The sequence below is a fragment of the Halobaculum roseum genome, assembly GCF_019880245.1.
GTDB classification, from domain to species: Archaea; Halobacteriota; Halobacteria; order Halobacteriales; family Haloferacaceae; genus Halobaculum; species Halobaculum roseum.
This window is the reverse complement of the sequence record NZ_CP082286.1, coordinates 2,350,280-2,367,942: the sequence shown is the minus strand read 5'-3', so window position 1 is coordinate 2,367,942 and position 17,663 is coordinate 2,350,280. Positions and strand designations below refer to the sequence as shown.

Annotated in this window: 18 protein-coding genes; 9 read left to right on the top strand and 9 right to left on the bottom strand. The window is 70.2% G+C overall.

The features are described from left to right. Nucleotides 1-43: 43 nt before the first annotated feature. Nucleotides 44-859 carry an SAMP-activating enzyme E1 gene (gene ubaA / locus K6T36_RS11975; protein ID WP_222921487.1) on the bottom strand — a complete coding sequence of 272 codons (816 nt, stop codon included), beginning with the start codon at nucleotides 857-859 and terminating at the stop codon, nucleotides 44-46. Nucleotides 860-1,030: 171 nt separating this feature from the next. Between ubaA and K6T36_RS11970 the strand changes: the two genes are divergently transcribed. Beyond that, nucleotides 1,031-1,378, top strand: a complete 348-nt coding sequence (locus tag K6T36_RS11970) for a hypothetical protein (RefSeq protein WP_222921486.1) — start codon at nucleotides 1,031-1,033, stop codon at nucleotides 1,376-1,378. Between the two features lie 34 nt (nucleotides 1,379-1,412). Here the strand turns inward: K6T36_RS11970 and K6T36_RS11965 are convergent, their stop codons facing one another. Next, entirely contained in the window at nucleotides 1,413-2,081 is a 669-nt protein-coding gene (locus tag K6T36_RS11965; protein WP_222921485.1) for a helix-turn-helix domain-containing protein, read from the bottom strand. Nucleotides 2,082-2,220: 139 nt separating this feature from the next. Between K6T36_RS11965 and K6T36_RS11960 the strand changes: the two genes are divergently transcribed. Together K6T36_RS11960 and K6T36_RS11955 are read left to right on the top strand one after the other, a co-directional pair. Then, entirely contained in the window at nucleotides 2,221-3,891 is a 1,671-nt protein-coding gene (locus tag K6T36_RS11960; RefSeq protein WP_222921484.1) for an NADH-quinone oxidoreductase subunit D, read from the top strand. Between the two features lie 96 nt (nucleotides 3,892-3,987). After that, nucleotides 3,988-5,001: an NADP-dependent oxidoreductase gene (locus K6T36_RS11955; protein ID WP_222921483.1), complete on the top strand. Its 1,014-nt coding sequence runs from the start codon at nucleotides 3,988-3,990 to the stop codon at nucleotides 4,999-5,001. Nucleotides 5,002-5,048: 47 nt separating this feature from the next. On the opposite strand, the gene npdG is transcribed toward K6T36_RS11955, so the two are convergent. Continuing rightward, nucleotides 5,049-5,717, bottom strand: coding sequence for an NADPH-dependent F420 reductase (gene npdG, locus K6T36_RS11950; protein WP_222921482.1), 669 nt, complete (start codon nucleotides 5,715-5,717; stop codon nucleotides 5,049-5,051). Nucleotides 5,718-5,861: 144 nt separating this feature from the next. On the opposite strand from npdG, the gene K6T36_RS11945 reads away from it, so the two are divergent. After that, nucleotides 5,862-6,341 (top strand): hypothetical protein, encoded by a 480-nt coding sequence (locus K6T36_RS11945; RefSeq protein ID WP_222921481.1) that lies wholly within the window; start codon nucleotides 5,862-5,864, stop codon nucleotides 6,339-6,341. A 24-nt stretch (nucleotides 6,342-6,365) separates the two neighbouring features. Here the strand turns inward: K6T36_RS11945 and K6T36_RS11940 are convergent, their stop codons facing one another. The 3 genes from K6T36_RS11940 to K6T36_RS11930 form a co-directional block, all read right to left on the bottom strand. Continuing rightward, entirely contained in the window at nucleotides 6,366-6,677 is a 312-nt protein-coding gene (locus K6T36_RS11940; RefSeq protein WP_222921480.1) for a DUF7534 family protein, read from the bottom strand. Nucleotides 6,678-6,684: 7 nt separating this feature from the next. Beyond that, the gene (locus K6T36_RS11935; protein ID WP_222921479.1) at nucleotides 6,685-7,551 is read right to left on the bottom strand and encodes a TIGR01548 family HAD-type hydrolase; all 867 of its coding nucleotides are present in this window, start codon (nucleotides 7,549-7,551) and stop codon (nucleotides 6,685-6,687) included. A 126-nt stretch (nucleotides 7,552-7,677) separates the two neighbouring features. Next, nucleotides 7,678-8,142 carry a UPF0146 family protein gene (locus K6T36_RS11930; protein WP_225935118.1) on the bottom strand — a complete coding sequence of 155 codons (465 nt, stop codon included), beginning with the start codon at nucleotides 8,140-8,142 and terminating at the stop codon, nucleotides 7,678-7,680. A gap of 40 nt (nucleotides 8,143-8,182) precedes the next feature. On the opposite strand from K6T36_RS11930, the gene K6T36_RS11925 reads away from it, so the two are divergent. Further along, nucleotides 8,183-8,704 carry an archaemetzincin family Zn-dependent metalloprotease gene (locus K6T36_RS11925; protein ID WP_222606778.1) on the top strand — a complete coding sequence of 174 codons (522 nt, stop codon included), beginning with the start codon at nucleotides 8,183-8,185 and terminating at the stop codon, nucleotides 8,702-8,704. Between the two features lie 196 nt (nucleotides 8,705-8,900). Beyond that, nucleotides 8,901-9,353, top strand: a complete 453-nt coding sequence (locus K6T36_RS11920; RefSeq protein ID WP_222921477.1) for a ferritin-like domain-containing protein — start codon at nucleotides 8,901-8,903, stop codon at nucleotides 9,351-9,353. 383 nt (nucleotides 9,354-9,736) lie between these two features. Here the strand turns inward: K6T36_RS11920 and K6T36_RS11915 are convergent, their stop codons facing one another. Both K6T36_RS11915 and K6T36_RS11910 read right to left on the bottom strand, forming a co-directional pair. Then, nucleotides 9,737-11,566: a ribosome biogenesis/translation initiation ATPase RLI gene (locus K6T36_RS11915; RefSeq protein WP_222921476.1), complete on the bottom strand. Its 1,830-nt coding sequence runs from the start codon at nucleotides 11,564-11,566 to the stop codon at nucleotides 9,737-9,739. Then, nucleotides 11,567-11,884, bottom strand: coding sequence for an EMC6-like membrane protein (locus K6T36_RS11910; RefSeq protein WP_222606775.1), 318 nt, complete (start codon nucleotides 11,882-11,884; stop codon nucleotides 11,567-11,569). Between the two features lie 115 nt (nucleotides 11,885-11,999). On the opposite strand from K6T36_RS11910, the gene K6T36_RS11905 reads away from it, so the two are divergent. Further along, nucleotides 12,000-12,278 carry a MarR family transcriptional regulator gene (locus K6T36_RS11905; RefSeq protein ID WP_222606774.1) on the top strand — a complete coding sequence of 93 codons (279 nt, stop codon included), beginning with the start codon at nucleotides 12,000-12,002 and terminating at the stop codon, nucleotides 12,276-12,278. Between the two features lie 214 nt (nucleotides 12,279-12,492). Here the strand turns inward: K6T36_RS11905 and K6T36_RS11900 are convergent, their stop codons facing one another. Beyond that, entirely contained in the window at nucleotides 12,493-14,385 is a 1,893-nt protein-coding gene (locus K6T36_RS11900) for a PINc/VapC family ATPase (RefSeq protein WP_222921475.1), read from the bottom strand. 186 nt (nucleotides 14,386-14,571) lie between these two features. Here K6T36_RS11900 and K6T36_RS11895 point away from each other — a divergent pair, with 186 nt between their 5' ends. After that, a complete protein-coding gene (locus tag K6T36_RS11895) occupies nucleotides 14,572-15,747 on the top strand; it encodes a M20 family metallopeptidase (RefSeq protein ID WP_222921474.1) in 1,176 nt (391 codons plus the stop codon). Between the two features lie 63 nt (nucleotides 15,748-15,810). Then, nucleotides 15,811-17,340: a carboxypeptidase M32 gene (locus tag K6T36_RS11890; protein ID WP_222921473.1), complete on the top strand. Its 1,530-nt coding sequence runs from the start codon at nucleotides 15,811-15,813 to the stop codon at nucleotides 17,338-17,340. Nucleotides 17,341-17,663: the final 323 nt, after the last annotated feature.

The following is a 17,663-nucleotide window of genomic DNA, read 5'->3' as shown; positions in this document are numbered from 1 at the left end:
AGCAAAAACGGACCGACCCGCCGCGACCGGCGCGGGCCGCCGGTCAGTCGGCCGTGACGCTGCAGCCGTGCTCGTAGTCGATCCCCTCGATGGAGTCGATGGCGTCGTCGCCACACACCGGGCAGTCGGGGTTCGGGCGGTACGGCACCGTCTCGAAGGTCATGTCCATCGCGTCGTAAAACAGGAGCCGCCCCTCCAGCACCTCGCCCGCCTCCAGCAGGAGCTTCACGGCCTCCGTCGCCTGGATGCAGCCGACGGTGCCGGGAAGCACGCCGAGCACGCCCGTCGTCGCGCAGTCGGGGATCTCGCCCGGCTCGGGCGCCTCGGGGAACAGACAGCGGTAGCAGGGCCCCTCGGGCACCAGCGTGGTCGCCTGCCCCTCGAACTTGTAGATGGAGCCGTGGGCGACCGACGTGTCGGTCAGCCGCGCCACGTCGTTGACCAGATAGCGCGTGCCGAAGTTGTCGGAGGCGTCGACGACGACGTCGTAGTCGCCGATCAGGTCCTCGGCGTTGCCGGCGTCGAGGCGCGTCTCGCGGGGCTCCACGTCCACGTCGGGGTTGAGCCGGCGGACGTACTCGGCGGCCGACTCGGCCTTCGGCCTGCCCACGTCGGCGTCCGCGTGGACGATCTGCCGCTGGAGGTTCGACCGCTCCACTTCGTCGTCGTCGACGATGCCGAGCCGCCCGACCCCGGCGGCCGCGAGGTACTGGACGACCGGTGAGCCGAGCCCGCCGGCGCCGACGACGAGCGCCGAGCCCTCCAGCAACGCCTGCTGGCCCGCGGGACCGACCTCGTCGAGGATGATGTGCCGCGAGTAGCGGTCGAGTTGGGTGGAATCGAGCGCGAGTCCGGTCATACACGGACGTACCTCCCGTGACTGTATAAGCGCCCTGCCGCCGGACAACCGTCGAGCCTCGACGGGTCGCCGTCGACTCCGGACGGGCGACCGTCGGGCGTCGATGGACGGTCCCCCGACGCCGACATGCGGCCGCCGAGCTTTCGTGTCCGCGGGCCCGATCCGTCCGGCGTGAGCGACCGGAACGGACGCCACGAGTCCGAGACGCAAAGCGCGCAGGGTCGGCCGTCGGACGCCGACGACGAGGTCGCGTTCGATCGGTTCCCGATCGGGGAGTGGGACGCGCTCCGCGAGCGCGTGCGCGACCTCGAGGCGACGGCGACCGACAGCGCCGACGAGATCGCCGTCGACGACGGGACCGCGCGGTTCGTCGTGACCCGGGAGGGCACCGTCTCGGGGTCGATGCCCCGCCACGAGTTCGCCCGCGACGGCGTCGACGCGGTGGAAGTCGCCGACGACGGTTCCGCCCTCCGAATCCACGACGCCGACGGCGCCGTGGAGTACGTGTTCCGGCTGTAGCGGGCGGGACCCGCCGCTCTCCGGACGGCACGTCTCAGGGGTCCTCGGTTCCGACCGCGCTCCGGACGAGCGTCGCCTCGGCGCGCCGGACGTGCTCCGCGGCCGTGCTCGGGGCACACCCGAGACGCTCGGCCACGTCCGCGAGCGTCGCGTCCCGGGGCTCCTCGTAGTAGCCGACGTCGACGGCGGCGGCGACGACCTCCCGCTGGCGGTCGGTGAGTCCCGCGCTCGGATCGACGGCGGCGCCGGCGCCGCTCCGGACTCGACGGACCGACACGTCCACGCCGTCGGGCGTTCTGTCGATCGCCCGTCCGAGCGCGTCGCCGGTCCCGACGACCGAGAACCGCATCGAGCCGTCGGTCGCGTACACGACCGGGGGGACGACCACGACGTTCTCGTCGGCGAACGCCTCGACGAGTCCGCGGTCGCGGTCGGTGAGGCGCTCGCGGACGTACAGGTAGAACCCGTCGACGGCCGACTCGGCCGAGGGCTCGACGACCTCAGCGGTGTCGACGCCCTCCAGCGCGGGGAGGAACGGCTCGGGCGGGCCGTCGACGTGGAACAGCAGGACGTTCGTCTCGCCGATCCGCGGGTTCCATTGGAGCAGTCGCGTCGGACCGAACTCCGGACGCTCGGCGACGAACGCGTGCATCGGGTGCGTCGACGCCTCGTCGGGGTCGAGCCGGAGGGCGAGCGTCTTCACGCCCGGACGGTTCTCACGCCGGCTTGATAAATGGCCCCAGATGTGCGGGAAAACGACCAGCAGTCCGGGAGATCGATCCCCGCCCACAACCGACGGTCCGCAGCCGTTCCCCCGCGGCGCCGTCGGGCACTCCCCATCCATGAGCACACAGACGCCCGCGGACCGACTCGACGGCGACGACGCGACCACGGCTCCCGACGAGCTCGCCGAGCTGCTGGGCGATCACGTGATCGGTCGCGAGGAGCACCTGAACGCGCCCGGCTACGTGATCCGGCCGGACGCGGTCCGGGACGTACTCTCGACGCTGAAGGCCGCGGCGGGGTACGACCACCTGTCGTGTGTCACCGCCCAGGAGTACGAGGACCGCTACGAGTCGATCTACCACCTGAAGACGTACGACGACCCGACCCGGGAGGTCAGCGTCGTCGTCCCCGCGGACACGGAGGTCCCCCGAATCGAGTCGGCCGAGCCGGTGTTCCGGACGGCCGACTGGCACGAGCGCGAGGCGTACGACCTGGTCGGCATCGAGTACGACGACCACCCCGACCTCCGCCGCATCCTCCTCCCCGAGACCTGGCAGGGACATCCCCTGTCGCGCGACTACGACCGGACCCGTCCCCAGATCGTCAGGTTCGACGAGAACGCGAACCCGCTGCAGGGGGACCGCCGGGGCGAGGACGACACGGACACGATGATGCTCAACATCGGACCCCACCACCCCGCGACCCACGGGGTGATGCACCTGGAGGCAACGCTGGACGGCGAGCAGGTGGTCGACGTGGAGCCCGACATCGGCTACATCCACCGTTGCGAGGAGCAGATGTGTCAAAACGGCACCTACCGCCACCAGATCATGCCCTATCCCGACCGCTGGGACTGGGGCGGCGGCGGCCTGCTCAACGAGTGGGCCTACGCCCGGGTCGCCGAAACGCTCGCGGACATCGAGGTGCCGGAGTACGCGCAGGTCGTCCGGACGATGAGCGCCGAGCTGTCGCGGATCCTCTCGCACCTGCTCGCGGTGGGGGCGTACGCGCTCGACGTCGCCGGCGACTTCACCGCGACGTTCATGTACGCCATCACCGAGCGCGAGACGGTCCAGAACATCTTAGAGGACCTGACGGGCCAGCGGCTCATGTTCAACTACTTCCGCCTCGGCGGCGTCGCGTGGGACCTGCCCGAGCCCCGCGGGGAGTTCTTCGAGAAGACCCGCGACTTCCTCGACGAGTTGCCCCGCCGACTTGCGGAGTTTCACGACCTGCTTACGGGCAACGAGATCATCCAGCTTCGGACCGTCGACACGGGTGTCCTCCCGCCGGAAGTCGCCAAGAGCTACGGCTGTACCGGTCCGGTCCTCCGGGGCTCCGGGGTCGACTACGACCTCCGCCGCGACGACCCGTACGGCTACTACGACGAACTCGACTGGAGCGTCGTCACCGAGGACGCCGGCGACAACTTCGCCCGACTGCAGGTTCGGCTTCGGGAGATGGAGGAGTCCGCGCGGATCATCGAGCAGTGCATCGACCTGCTGGAGGGCTGGCCCGAGGACGACCGAACGGTGCAGGCGAACGTCCCCAGAACGATCAAACCCGACGACGACACCGAGGTCTACACCGCCGTCGAGGCCGCGAAGGGCGAACTCGGCATCTACGTCCGGGCCGACGGGACGGACGAGCCGGCACGGTTCAAGATCCGCGGGCCGTCGTTCTCGAACCTCCAGGCGCTGCCCGAGATGGCCGAGGGCGAACACGTCCCCGACCTGATCGCGACCCTCGGGAGCCTGGACACGATCATGGGCGAGGTCGACCGCTGACCGGTCGGCCGACGGGAACGGCTCGGAGCGACAAACCGCCGGCGCGTCGTCGCCCGTTCCCGAACGGTTACACGACGCGGGGCCCTCACACGGTCCATGTCCGACAACAGGCGCTTCCACCTCGCGAAGCGACCCGAGGGCGTACCGAGCGCGGATACCTTCGACCTGCGCGAGGTCGACCGCCCCGAGCCGGGCCCGGGCGAGGCGCTCGTGCGCGTGCTGTACCTCTCGGTCGACCCGTACATGCGCGACCGGATGCGCGCCGGCGAGTCGTACGCCCAGCCGTGGGCGGTGGACGACCCGCTCCGCGGCGGCGCCGTCTGCGAGGTCGTCGAGTCCAACGGCGCCGGCTTCGAGCCCGGCGACACCGTCGTCGGCGAGTTCCCGTGGGCCGAGTACGCGACCGCAGACGGGTCGGATCTCACGCCCGTCGACACCGGCGGCCTCCCCGTCTCCACCGCCCTCGGCGTGCTCGGGATGCCCGGCCGCACCGCCTACTTCGGCGCCCGCGAGGTCGCCGAGCCGAAGGCCGACGACTGGATGGTCGTCTCCGGCGCCGCCGGCGCGGTCGGATCGGTCGTCGGCCAACTGGGCGAACTGCAGGGGTCGAACGTCGTCGGGATCGCCGGCTCCGACGAGAAGTGCGACTGGCTCACGGAGGAGCTGGGCTTCACGGCCGCGATCAACTACAAGCAAGAGGACGTGGGCAACCGCCTCGACGAGGTCGCCGACGGCGTCGACGTGTACTACGACAACGTCGGCGGCCCCGTCACGGACGCGGTGTGGGGACGGCTGAACGTCGACGCCCGCGTCGCGATCTGCGGGCAGATCGCCCTCTACAACGCCGAGGAGCTGCCCACCGGGCCACGGAAGCTCTCGAAACTCGTCGAGACCCGCGCCCGCGTCGAGGGGCTGCTCGTGCGCGACTTCGCGCCGCGGTTCCGCGAGGCGACCGAACACCTCGGCGAACTCGTCGCCGGCGGCGACCTCCAGTACCGCGAGACGGTCACGGAGGGACTGGAGAACGCGCCGGAGGCGTTCCTCGGGCTGTTCGAGGGCGAGAACGTCGGCAAACAGGTGGTGAAGGTCGCCGACGCGGACGGCGAGTAACGAGACGACGGACAGCCGTCGCGCGCCGGCCGGCCCGCGCGCGACGGTCAGTCGAACCGCACGCCCAGGTCGTGCAGGTCGTCGTTGTTCGTCGCGACGTTGATGAGCAGCGGCGTGAGCGACTCCACCTCGGCGGCGTTCGAGAGTCCGCCGGCCGACAGGGCGCGCAGCCCCTCGATCTCCTCGGCCAGCCGCGACACCGTCGCCGCCGCGTCGTCGTCGTCCGCGACGACCAGCGTGTCGATCCCCAACTCCTGCGAGAGGTCCGCGAGCCGGCCGGCCGCGAGGTTGTGGAACGCGCCGACGACCGGCACCTCGTCGGGGACCGCGTCGCGGACGAGCGCGGTGACGCTGCCCGCGCTCGGCGGGTGGTAGTGGAAGCCGTCGTCCTCGCGTTTCATCCCCGCGGCCGGCGTGACGACCACGTCGTCAGCGTCGAGGGTCGACTCGACCGCCTCGACCGTGTCGGCGACGTGGTACGGCGGCACCGCGAGCACGACCACGTCGGCGCGGTCGGCCGCCATCGCGTTGTCGAATCCCTTCACCGTCGCGTCGCCGCCGGCGTCGGCGACCGTTCCGGCGTAGCTCTCGGCGGCCGCGCGGGCCTTCTCGGGGTCCCGGGAGCCGACGAGCAGTTCGTGGTCCGTGTCGCGGCCCCAGCGCACGGCGAGCCCCTCGCCGATGTCGCCGGTGCCGCCGAGTAGCGCGATTCGCATGGACGGACCTGCGGGCGGGCCGGGAGTAAGCGTTGCGTGACCGGACAGGGCTGACGGTACCGGGAGGGCCGCCGCGTCCGGCGCCGGCGCCGGAAGCGATGTCGCCGGCGACGCGTTGATACGGTGGGGCCCGGATCCGACCCCATGGCCGGTCCCGACGCCGTCGACGTCCTCCTCCGCCCGACCCCCGAGGAGCGCGCCCGCCCGGGGCGGGCGTTCCTCGGCGACGACGAACTCCTGCTCGCGCCGACGCGCCACGGTCGCCTCATCCGACTGGTCGCCGGCGCCGCGAACGGCCTCTTCGGCGATCTACCGGAGGCTATGGGACTGTACGACCCACACGCGGTCTCCCGAACGGAGGCGGTCCACGACCCGGAAACGGTGCGGATCCGCTACGGCGACCTGACCGGACTCGCGCCGTTCGCGCGGCCGACCGGCTTCTCGCTGCACCTCCGCGTCGAGGGTCGCAGCGAGGACGTCCGGCTGGCGTTCCGGTCGGACGACGAGCGCGCGGAGGCCGTGTCGCTGGCGCGGGCGCTGCGCGACCGGGCGCGCGCCGCCGGCGGCGACCCGTCGGTGTTCGACCCCGGGGGACGGACGCGTCTGCTGTCGCTCGATGGCTGATTCGGTACTCCCTGCCGCGGTAGGCTAGCGCCCGCCGGCGCCGCCGCGCTTGTAGACGAACCAGTACGCCAGCACCGGCGAGACGACCAGCATCGGGCCGACCGTGATCGCCAGCGTCAGCCGGTCCGGCGGAACGAACTGGGTCGCCAGCCCGAGCGCCAACAGGTCGAGCAGCGCGACGAAGGTGAGAAACTGAACGATCCGGGCGACCCGGGTCCGGCGGGACGGAGACGACCGGCGGTCGCGGCCGTCTCGCCGATCGCTGCCGCCCCGCGGGTCGTTTCCGTCTCCCTCGTCCGTGTTGCCCCGCCGCTCCGTGCCGTCGCCCTCGCTCACGACCCGGTCACTCCAACAGGTCCGGCAGGTCGTTCACGCTCTCGATCACCGCGCTGGCGCCGGCGTCGGCGTACTTCGCGCGGCCCTCCTCGCCGGTGAGTCCGCCCGTCAGGACGCCGATCCCGTAGTAGGCGGTCGAGTCGTCCGCGGCGTCGGCGTTGACGGCGGTGCGCACGTCGTCGAGCGTGTCGCCGACGAACGCCACCCGATCGGCGTCGGTGCGCTCGGCGAGCGTCACGAGCGCCCGAGGGTGGGGTTTGCCTTCCTCCCAGTCGTCCATAGTGAAGCGGCGGTCGTCGGCCACGTCGAGGCCGACACGGTCGAGTGCGATGTCCGCCTCCGCGGCGGGGCGGCCGGTGAGGACGCACACCGGGTAGCGCTCTGTCAACGCGTCGACGGTCGCCTCGGTCACGAGTACCGGCTCGTCGTGGATGAACCCCGGCGCCTCGAACGGCGGCGCGTCGCCCTCGATGTCGCGGTACAGCTCGGCGCCGAGATACAGCGCCTGGAACGTCTCCCGGATGCGCTCGGGGTCCCACTCGGCCTCGATCGCGTCCGCCTCGTCGTCGCCGAGGACGTCGCGGACGGCGGCGCGGGCGCCGTCGAGCCCGGTTCCGTTGGCGGCGACGGCGTCGGTGAACGCGTCCACGTCGGCGTCGAGGCCGCGCTCGCGTGCGAGCACGTACAGCGCGACGGCATCGCTGAGTTCCCAGTCGTTGTTGAACCCGCCGGCGTCCTTGAACGCCTGGAGGTCCGGGCGGGCGAGGGTGTCGCCGTACAGCCGTTCGACGCTCTCGACGACCGCACGGCGGTAGGAATCGGCCACGTCGACGAGCACGCCGTCCACGTCCAACACGACCGTGTCGACTCGCATACCGACGGAAGGGGGTGGGCCGCGTATGGGCGTTGCGACTCCGGGCGGCGTGGGACGCCGGGGACGGGCAGCGCGGTGGGTCGCCTCCGCCGGGCGGTGCGGTGTCCCGACTCCGCGGCGCGTGCCTCACCCGAGGAGGACGCCCCCGGGGTCGCGGGCGACGTGGAGGGTGTCGCCGCCGGGCAGCGCCAGCGGCGTCGCGTCGACCGCGGGCGGGTCGCCGCCGAGCGTCGTGAAACAGCAGGCGGCGTCGACCGCGGCGGCGACGCGGACGAGCGGGCGGTGCAACTCCGGCGGGCAGTTGAGCGCGTACACGCAGTCGACGCGGTAGTGGTCTCCGAGGGCGTCGCCCGGATCGGACCGGTCGGCACCCGAACCGTCGGCCGCGCGATCCCCGGCGGCGACGATATCGTCACGGACGAACTCGACACCCTCCGGTGGGTCGCGATCGACCACGTCCGTCGCGGTCACCGCGCGGCCGTCGTCCGCGAGGCCCGCGGCCACCTCGTGGCGCACGCCGATTCCGACCTCACAGAGCCGTCCGAATCCGGCGAGTTTCCGACGGACCGCGGCCCGACGATCGTCTGACACGGTCGGGTAACTTATGTTCGCACCCGTCATAAACACGTGCATGCATGTCGACATCGTGCCCATCGGGGACGTCTCCGCGCAGGTGAAGCGCGAGGCGTCGGCGGGCCTCCGCTCGGTGTACGACTGCGACGTGACGGTTCACGACGAGCAGTCGATCCCCGAGGGCGCGTACGATCGCAGCCGCAACCAGTACCGGGCCGAGCAGTTCATCGAGCTCGTCTCGCGTACCGGCAACGGCGAGAAGAACATCGGTATCACCCCGCAGGACCTGTACTACCGGCGGCGTAACTACGTCTTCGGGCTCGCGTATCTCAACGGCAACGGCTCGGTCGTCTCCACCTACCGCCTGCAGACCTCCTCGGACGGCGGCGTCACCTCCAAGCCCTCCAGCGAGGTGTTCGCCGACCGCGTCCGCAAGGAGATCGTCCACGAGATCGGCCACACCCTCGGCCTGGAGCACTGCGACAACAGCAAGTGCGTGATGTCCTTCTCCCCGACGGTTCGGGAGGTCGACGTGAAGGAGGAGCACCTCTGTGGCACCTGCGCTCGCGAGTACCTGTAGCCGCTCCGCCGACGGTACTCCCCCACCCCGCCCCTCCGCTTCCATCCCTCCTCACCGCCTCCACTCCGCCACCTCGTCTTCCCGCTTCCACTCCGCCTCCACGCCCCTATCCCGGCGTCCTCGTTCGATCTCCCGTTCCGACGGTTCCGTTCCGGCGGACAGGTATATGTCCGCGGGGCGACGACATCGAGCCGTCATGTCCCGGGAAGTCATCGACCTGCTACGCAAGGCGTACGGCGACGAGATGGAGACGGTGATGAACTACCAGACGAACGCCATCGTCCTCGACGGCGTCCGCGCCGAGGAGATCAAAGAGAGCCTCCAGGCCGACATCCAGGAGGAGCTCACCCACGCCGAGCAGCTCGGCAACCGACTGAAGCAGCTCGATGCCCGACCGCCGGGGTCGGCGGAGTTCACCGCGAACCAGCACTCGCTGCAGCCGCCGGAGGACTCGACGAACGTGCTGTCGGTGATCGAGGGCGTCATCGACGCCGAGGAGGACGCGATCGCGACGTACCGCGACCTCATCGACGCGGCGGAGGCGGCCGACGACCCCGTCACCGAGGACCTCGCGGTGACGATCCTCTCCGAGGAGGAGGCTCACCGCTCGGAGTTCAAGGGGTACCGCAAGGAGTACAAGCGGGACTAGAGCGGGTCGTTTCGGTCGTACCTGTCGTTCTCGTCGTCTCGAACACTGTTTGTCGATATCGACGGTCCGCTGTCCGCGAAAGCCCCTGACCGGCTCGTGAGCCGGTCAGCCCCTTTCAGTCCCACCCGAGGGATGGACGCGCCGAGCGATCTGGCCGTTCGCACGGTGTGCACGCTCTGCGGGTGGTCGGCTGTCGGCGCGCCCGACGCAAGCGAAGCGAGCGCGCGCAGGCTGGTGGGGAGGGAGAGACCCGCGGGGGCTTTCACGGTCATCGCAGTCACCGTCCCCAGTCACGATCGTCGCAGTCGCTGTCGAGGTGGCGGTAGCGAAATCGAGAGCGGCATATACGCGCCGACCGAATCGACGGGGAACGGCCGAACGATCTACCCGGAGTAGTAGTACTCGCCTTCGCGCTTCTGCTCGCGGTCGAGCTGCGAACCGGGCTTGTTGATCCGCGGGCGCCCCGTCCGCTCGTCGCGGCGGAACGTGATGTCGAGGTCGCCGAGGAAGTCGTTCATCCCCGAGCGCATCTGCTGCGGTTGCGTCGCGTGGCCGTGCACGGCCGGCTCGCCGTCGAACACCATCAGGCGGTCGGCCAGCAGGTCGATCATGTAGATGTCGTGGTCGATGACCATCACCGTCGCGTCGTGGTTCTCGGCGTACCGGCGGATCGCGGTCGTCGCCTGCACGCGCTGCTCCACGTCGAGGTGCGCCGACGGCTCGTCCAGCAGGTACAGGTCGGCGTCCTCCGAGAGACACGCCGCGATGGCGACGCGCTGGCGTTCCCCGCCCGAGAGGTCGGTGAGGTTCTGCTCCATGATCGGGTTGAGCTGGAGCGGCCGGGCGATCTCGGTGTCCCAGTAGGAGGAGCCGAAGTCGTCGGCTATCGACGAGAGGAACGCGTCGACGCGCATCGGCTGGTCGATCTCGATGTACTGCGGCTTGTAGGCGATGTCGAGCCGGAAGTCGAGATCGCCCTCGTCGGGTTCGAGCTGCCCGGCGAACAGCTTCGCCATCGTCGACTTCCCGATCCCGTTGGGGCCGACGATGCCCAGCACCTCCGACTCGTGGACGGCGCCGCCGTCGACCTCCAGCGAGAACTCCCCCTCGCCGTAGGACTTCGACAGGTCGGGGTACTCGAACAGCACCTGCGAGCGCGTGATCTCCCGGGGCGCGTGCTCGTCGAAGGTGATCGTGTTCGGCCGGATCCGCATGTTCTCGTTGTCGAGGTACCCCTTCAGGTACTCGTTGATGCCGTTTCGGGTGGACTTCGGGTCCGTGACGACACCGTAGGCGCCGGGTTCACCGTAGGTGACGTGGAGCGTGTCCGCCAGCAGGTCGAGGATGGCGAGGTCGTGCTCGACGACCATCATCGAGCGGTCGCCATCGTCGGCGAGTTCGCGGATGAGCCGCGCGGCGGTCATCCGCTGGCCGATGTCCAGATACGGCGTGATCTCGTCGAGGAAGTAGAAGTCCGCGTCGCGCGCGAGCGTCGCCGCCAGCGCGACGCGCTGGAGCTCGCCGCCGGAGATGGAGTCGATGTCCTGGTCCATCACCGGCCCGATCGAGAGGCGCTCGACCAGCGAGTCGAGGGCGTCGCGCTCGTCGGTGCGCTCCAGCAGCTCCCGGGTGTTGCCGTCGAACTGCTTGGGGATCTGGTCGACGTACTGCGGCTTGCGGGCCACGCTGACCTCGCCGTCGATGACGCGCTCGATGTAGTTCTGCAGCTCAGTCCCCTTGAACCGCTCTAAAACGGCGTCCCAGTTCGCTTCCTCGGCGTGGTTACCGAGGTTCGGGATCAGCTCGCCCGAGAGCATCTTCACCGCCGTCGACTTCCCGATCCCGTTGGGCCCGAGGATGCCCGTCACCGTGCCGGGCTCGGGCACCGGGAGGCCGTACAGCCCGAACGCGTTGTCGCCGTAGCGGTGGACCGGGTCGTTCTCCAGCTCCGACGGGAGGTTGATGATCTCGATGGCGTCGAACGGACACTTCTCGACGCAGATCCCGCACGTCTCGCCCAGGCAGATCTCCTCGGAGATCCACACCTGGTCGGGGCCGCCGTCGTACGGCTCGTCCTCGGCGTAGTGGTCGCCGCGCTCGACGATGCAGTCCTTGCCGGTGCGGTTGGGCGGACAGAAGTTCGCACACTCGTAGTTGCACCTGTCGGGCTGGCATCGATCGAGATCGACGACCGCGATGCTGTCGTCGGCCATCTATTGGAGGTTCGCCGAGAGGATGACGCCGTAGGAGATGAACCACAGCGTGAAGGTCATGAACGCCACGTACAGGTTGTCCTTGATGCCGAAGTCCTCGACCTCCACCCCGAGGAGCTTCAACAGCGGTATCTGTATGAAGACCGCGGCCGCGACCACCAGAAGGGCGAGCCGGTTCGTCGCGGCGTCGACGCCGACCCCGAGGAACGGGAGGGAGGCGGAGACGAGCGCCGCGGCGATCCCCGCCAGACACGCGACGGTGGTGACGGTCACCCCGCGTAGGTGGTCGGAGAGCCCCGAAGCTGTTTCCGTAGCCATGGGCGTAGGTCCGCCAGCCGGCGACAAAAGGGGTTCGCTTGGACGATGGCCGAGCGCGGACACCGAACAGTGTTCGGTGAACCTTTATCAGGACGCGGTGTTTCGATTCGTAACGATGACCGGAACCGACGAGGAGTCCCTCGACGATCTCCCTCCCAGCGCGAAGCTCGTGTTCAAGGTACTGGAGTACAACGGACCGCTGACGCAGAAAGGCATCGTCGAGGAGTCGATGCTGTCGGCGCGGACCGTCCGCTACGCACTCGAACGGCTCGAAAACATCGGCATCGTCGACGAGGACGTCTACTTCGCCGACGCCCGACAGAACCTCTATCAGCTCGATGCCCCCCAGAAGGCCGAGGCCGACGGGGGGCGCGAGGCCTGCTGCGCTGAGTAACCTCGGGTCGACGGACTCGCCGACCCAAACGCCGTTCTTTCGGAGCCACTTCCCCCGAGCAGCGGCTGCGAACGTTGAAGTCGGAGGCCGGGACCACACGGCGCGTGCGGTGACCGCCGCCGCGCGCCGTCCCGCGAAACTCCGGGGTCCGACGGCGTGCGGGTCGACGCGACCCCGGTGTACGCCACTCCCACACGGTCGTCGAGTCGCCGGCTCAGGCGGGGACGACGGTGATCGTCCGCTTGCGGTCGATGGCGTCCTCCAGTTCCTCGGCGATGGCGCTCCCCCGCGAGACCTGGATGTCGCCGCCGCGGCCGACGGTCGCCGTGAACAGGTACTCGTCGTCCGCGCGCACCTCGACCGTCTCGCCGACGTGCTCGTCCATCCGGATCACGACGTGGCGGCTCGTGATCTCCGGCTGGACGACCTCGCCCTGCGGCTTCGGCGTCGATGCCGGACCGCCGGCGCCCGCGGCGCCGTTCCCGGAGCCGTCGCCCGCGCTCCCCGGTCGGTCGGCGTGGGTGCGCACGTCGATGTCGATGCCGAGGCGGTTCTCGATGTCGGTGATCCGGCCGCCGCCCTTGCCGATCACGTAGCTGATGTCGTCCTCCTCGACGTAGACGACGGCGTTGTTCTGGCCCTGCAGCTCCACGTCGACGTGACCGCGCGCGACCGACCGGATCTCGCGTTCGATCTCCTGTTTGGCGATGCGGCCGACGCCCGTCTCGCCGTCCCCGCCGTCGGCGCCGTCGAGCGGCACCGTGACGACCTGGTTGTTGAAGGTGTAGATCTCGTACTCCGGGGTTCCGGTCTCGAAGTCGACGACCTGTATCACCGGGCGAGAGAGGTCCTCGGCGGTGAGCCCCTCGGGCACCTTGACCTGCGTCGTCACGTCGTAGACGGTGTCGACGGCGCCGGCCTCGATGAACACGACGGTGTCGACGACCTGCGGGATCATCCCCAGCTCGACGCGGCCGACGAGCCGCTGGAGCGCGTCGATGGCGCGCGTCGCGTGGGTGACGCCGACCATCCCGACGCCCGCGAGACGCATGTCCGCGAACACCTCGAAGTCGTGGGTCTTGCGCACCTCGTCGTAGATGGTGTAGTCCGGCCGGACGAGCAACAGCGAGTCCGCGGTGCTGGCCATGTCGCCCCCGAGGGCGGTGTACTGGGTGATCTCGTCGCTCACCTGCAGGTCGCGCGGCTTCTCCATCGTCTTCACCGCGTAGTCGTTGTCGTTGAGGAACTCCGCGACCGCCTGCGCGAACGTGGACTTCCCGGCTCCGGGCGCCCCCGCGATGAGCACGCCGCGCTGGCGCTCGGTGAAGCGGTCGCGCAGCTCGTCGGCGAACTCGTAGTCGTCGAGCGTCGTCTTCGCGATCGGCCGGACCGCCGTGATCTCGATGGCGTCCGAGAACGGCGGGCGAGCGACCGCGATCCGGTAGTTGCGGTACTGGACGATCGTCATTCCGGGCTCGGACAACTCGATGAATCCCTGCCTCGACGTCCGGGCGGTCGCCTCGATCTCGTCGGCCCACGCGGCCATCTGCTCCTCGTCGCTGGGACCGTCGACGTCGTCGATGTGGACGTAGCGGAGGTCGGTGATGTCGCCGCGCTTCGCCTTCGGGTGGGTGCCCGTCTTGAGGTGGACCGACATCGTGTCGTCGGTGAAGAAGCGCTCGATATCGAGCCCGTCGTCCTCGGTGACGCCCCGCGGGACCGCCTCGACGTACTCCACGTCGAGCCCCGTTGCCTTCCCCGCCTCCGCCTGCACGAAGTCGGAGGTGAGCAACACGGCGTCGTGTTCGACCGCGAGCTCGCGGATCAGGGCGTCGATGTCGCCCTCGCCGGCGCCCTCCTGTTCGGCGACGGTCGGCCGACGGCCGACGAACTCGGCGGTGATCTCCCCCTCGTCCGCGAGCTCGGCGATGCGCTGGAGCTCGGCGAGGCCGTCCCAGCCGGTGTCGCGGCCGGCGTTGGCCTGGGCCTCTAACTCGCCGACGACGGCCTCCGGGACGAACACGGTCGCTCCCTGGTAGTCCCCGTCCGCGACGCGCTCCGACACGCGGCCGTCGATGACCGCGCTCGTGTCCGGCACGACGTTCATATCGGTCGTGCGGCCGCGAGCCGTTTAAGACTGCTTGCACGCGGTCGACCGTCCGGGCCGGCGACCGTCGGGCGGCAGGTCGCCGCCGGTTCCGTGCCAGCGTTTCCGCACCGTCGGTTCCGCACAGCCGGCGTCGCCGCCGGCCGCGACGCCGGAGTTATCCCCGCGCCGCCCGCCCGGTCGGATATGAGCGACCGCGACGCCGACGCCGACCGCGACACGACCGCCGCTCCCGACGGCGGTTCGACCACCCCGAGCACCGACGGCCTCCGGGCGCTCACGCGCGAACTGGTGTCGATCCCGAGCCACGAGGACGCGACCGCCGCCGGCGACGCCGTCGAGTCGTGGCTGCGCGCGGAGACCGACGCCGCCGTCGAGCGCGACGACCACGGCAACGTCTTCGCCCGCACGGGCGACCCCGACGCGCCCACGGTCGCGCTCGTCGGCCACCACGACGTGGTGCCGCCGGCGGAGTCGCAGACGACCGTCGGCGACGACGGCGAGGAGCGATACGTGCTCGACGAGCGCGACGGCCGGCTGTACGGCCGCGGCAGCGCCGACATGAAGGGCGCCGTCGCCGCCGCGATGTGCGCCGTGCGCGACGCCGACCCCGACGAGGTGGAGCTGTGCTTCGCCTCCTTCGTCGGCGAGGAACTGGGCGGCGTCGGCGCCCGCGCGGCCATCGAGGACGGCTTCGCCCCGAAGTTCGCCGTCGTCGGGGAGGGGTCGACGAACTACTCGGGCGAGGGCGTCACCGACGTGGTCGTCGCGCACAAGGGCCGGCGCGCGAGCACGCTCGTCGCCTCCGGCGAGAGCGCGCACGCGAGCATCCCCGATGAGGGCGTCAACGCCGTCTACCGCGCCTGCGACGCCGTCGACGTGGTCCGCGAACTGGACTTCCCCGAGACGACCGTCATGGGCGAGCGTGTGCGCGGGAGCGTCGCAGTCACCGAGATCGACGGCGGAACCGCGTGGAACGTCGTCCCCGACGAGTGCGAGGTGACCGTCGACGAGCGGACCGTCCCCGGCGAGCGCGCCCCCCTGGAGCGTGCCGAGTCGATCGAGGGCGTGGAGTGGACCGTCGAGCAGGACCTCCCGCCGATGGCCTGCTCGGACGACGACTTCGCCGACGCCGTGCTCTCGGCCGCCCGCGACGCCCAATCGGGAGCGCCCGAGCACGTCGTGAAGCCGCACGCGACCGACGCCGGCTGGCTGGCGGACGCCGGCACCGCCTGCGTGATCTGCGGCGCCGCCGAGTCCGGCGAGGCGCACACCGACACCGAGAGCGTCTCGTGGGCGGTGCTCGACCGCTGTTACCGGATCTATCGGGGCGTCGCGGAGACCGCGGACGCGTTCGCGTGAGCCACGGACGCCCGGGTTCGCCGAACGGATAGTTGAAAAGCGACCGGCGGCAACGTTTGCGCGATGGCTACCGACGCACACGGGAGCGAGGCAGAGCCGGCGGACGCGTACGCCGAACTGGTGGAGCGATTCGAACGGATCAACGGCGTGCAGGGCGCCGCCGGCGTCCTCGGCTGGGACCAGCAGGTGATGATGCCCGAGGGCGGTACGCCCGCGCGATCACAGCAGCTGTCGGTGCTGTCGTCGCTGAGCCACGAACTGCTCACCGACGACCGGACCGAGGAACTGCTCGAGGAGGCCGAGTCGATGGACCTGGACGACGACCAGCAGGCCCTCCTGCGCGAGGCCCGCCGTGAGTTCGAGCGCGCCGACGCGGTCCCGACCGAGCTCGTCGAGGAGATCTCCGAGACCTCGACGGAGGCGCTGGGCGCGTGGGAGCAGGCTCGGGCCGAGGACGACTTCGAGCAGTTCGCGCCGTACCTGGAGAAGTTGGTGGAGCTGAAGCGCGAGTACGCCGAGCACATCGACCCCGACCGCGACGCCTACGAGGTGCTGTTCGAGGACTACGAGCCGTGTCTCCCCCTCTCGCAGGCCGAGGACATCCTCGAGACGCTGAAGGACACGCTCGTCCCGATGATCGACGAGATCCGCGCGAGCGACGCGGCCGTGACCACCGACGCCTTCGACGGGGAGTTCCCCGCCGACGCCCAGGAGGACCTCTCGCGGGACGTGCTCTCGACGCTCGGCTACGACTGGGACCGCGGCCGACTGGACGTCTCCTCGCACCCGTTCACCTCAGGGAACGTGTACGACTGCCGGGTCACGACGCGGTACGACGAGACGGACCCGCTGGGCGGCCTGATGGCGACGGTCCACGAGTTCGGCCACGCGTTCTACAACCTCGGGCTGCCCGAGGAGCACTTCGGCACGCCGCGGGGCGAGTCGCGCGACCTGTCGGTCCACGAGAGCCAGTCGCGGCTGTGGGAGAACCACGTCGGCCGCTCGCCGGCGTTCTGGGAGCTGGTGACGCCGAAGTTCGCGGATCGCTTCGACACCGACGCGTCCGCGCGCGAGGCGTACGAGTCGGCCAACCAGGTGTACGAGGACAACCTCATCCGCGTCGAGGCCGACGAACTCACCTACCACCTCCACATCGTCATCCGCTTCGAGATCGAGAAGGCCCTCATCTCCGGGGACCTGGCGGTCGAGGACGTGCCGGAGGTCTGGAACGACAAGTACGAGGAGTACCTCGGCATCCGCCCGGAGACCGACGCGAACGGCTGTCTCCAGGACATCCACTGGAGCCACGGCAACTTCGGTTACTTCCCGACGTACTCGCTCGGCTCGGTGATGGCGAGCCAGCTGTTCAACGCCGCCGAGGACGACATCGGGAACATCTACGGGACGGTCCGCGAGGGCGACTTCGAGGCCCTCCAGGAGTGGCTCCGTGAGAACATCCACGAGCACGGCTCCCGCTACGAGACGAACGAGCTGGTGCGTGAGGCCACCGGCGAGGACTTCACCGCCGACTACTTCGTCGACTACGTGACGACGAAGTACGGCGACCTGTACGATCTGGCGGAGTCGGTCTGATCCGAGGCGAGAGCCGGTACCGTTCTTGAAGCGCATCGGGGCCCGTCTCGAACCGGACCGGAGACGGAACCGATCCGCCCCGGGAGAACTGTCCGGAAGCCCCCGCGACTCTGCGCTCGGGGGACTCGCTGCGCTCCTCACCTCGATCGCTCACTTCGTTCGCTCCTCGGTTCCGGTGCTTGCGTCGTCCACCTTCGCGCAGAGTCGCGGCCCCTTCCATTCCCACCCGTTGGTCGGACAAGCCGAGCGTCGGAGCCATATGCACGGTGTGTACGTAACCGCGGTTGGCGCGCGTCAGACCGCGCCCCGGTCACGCGAGTGAA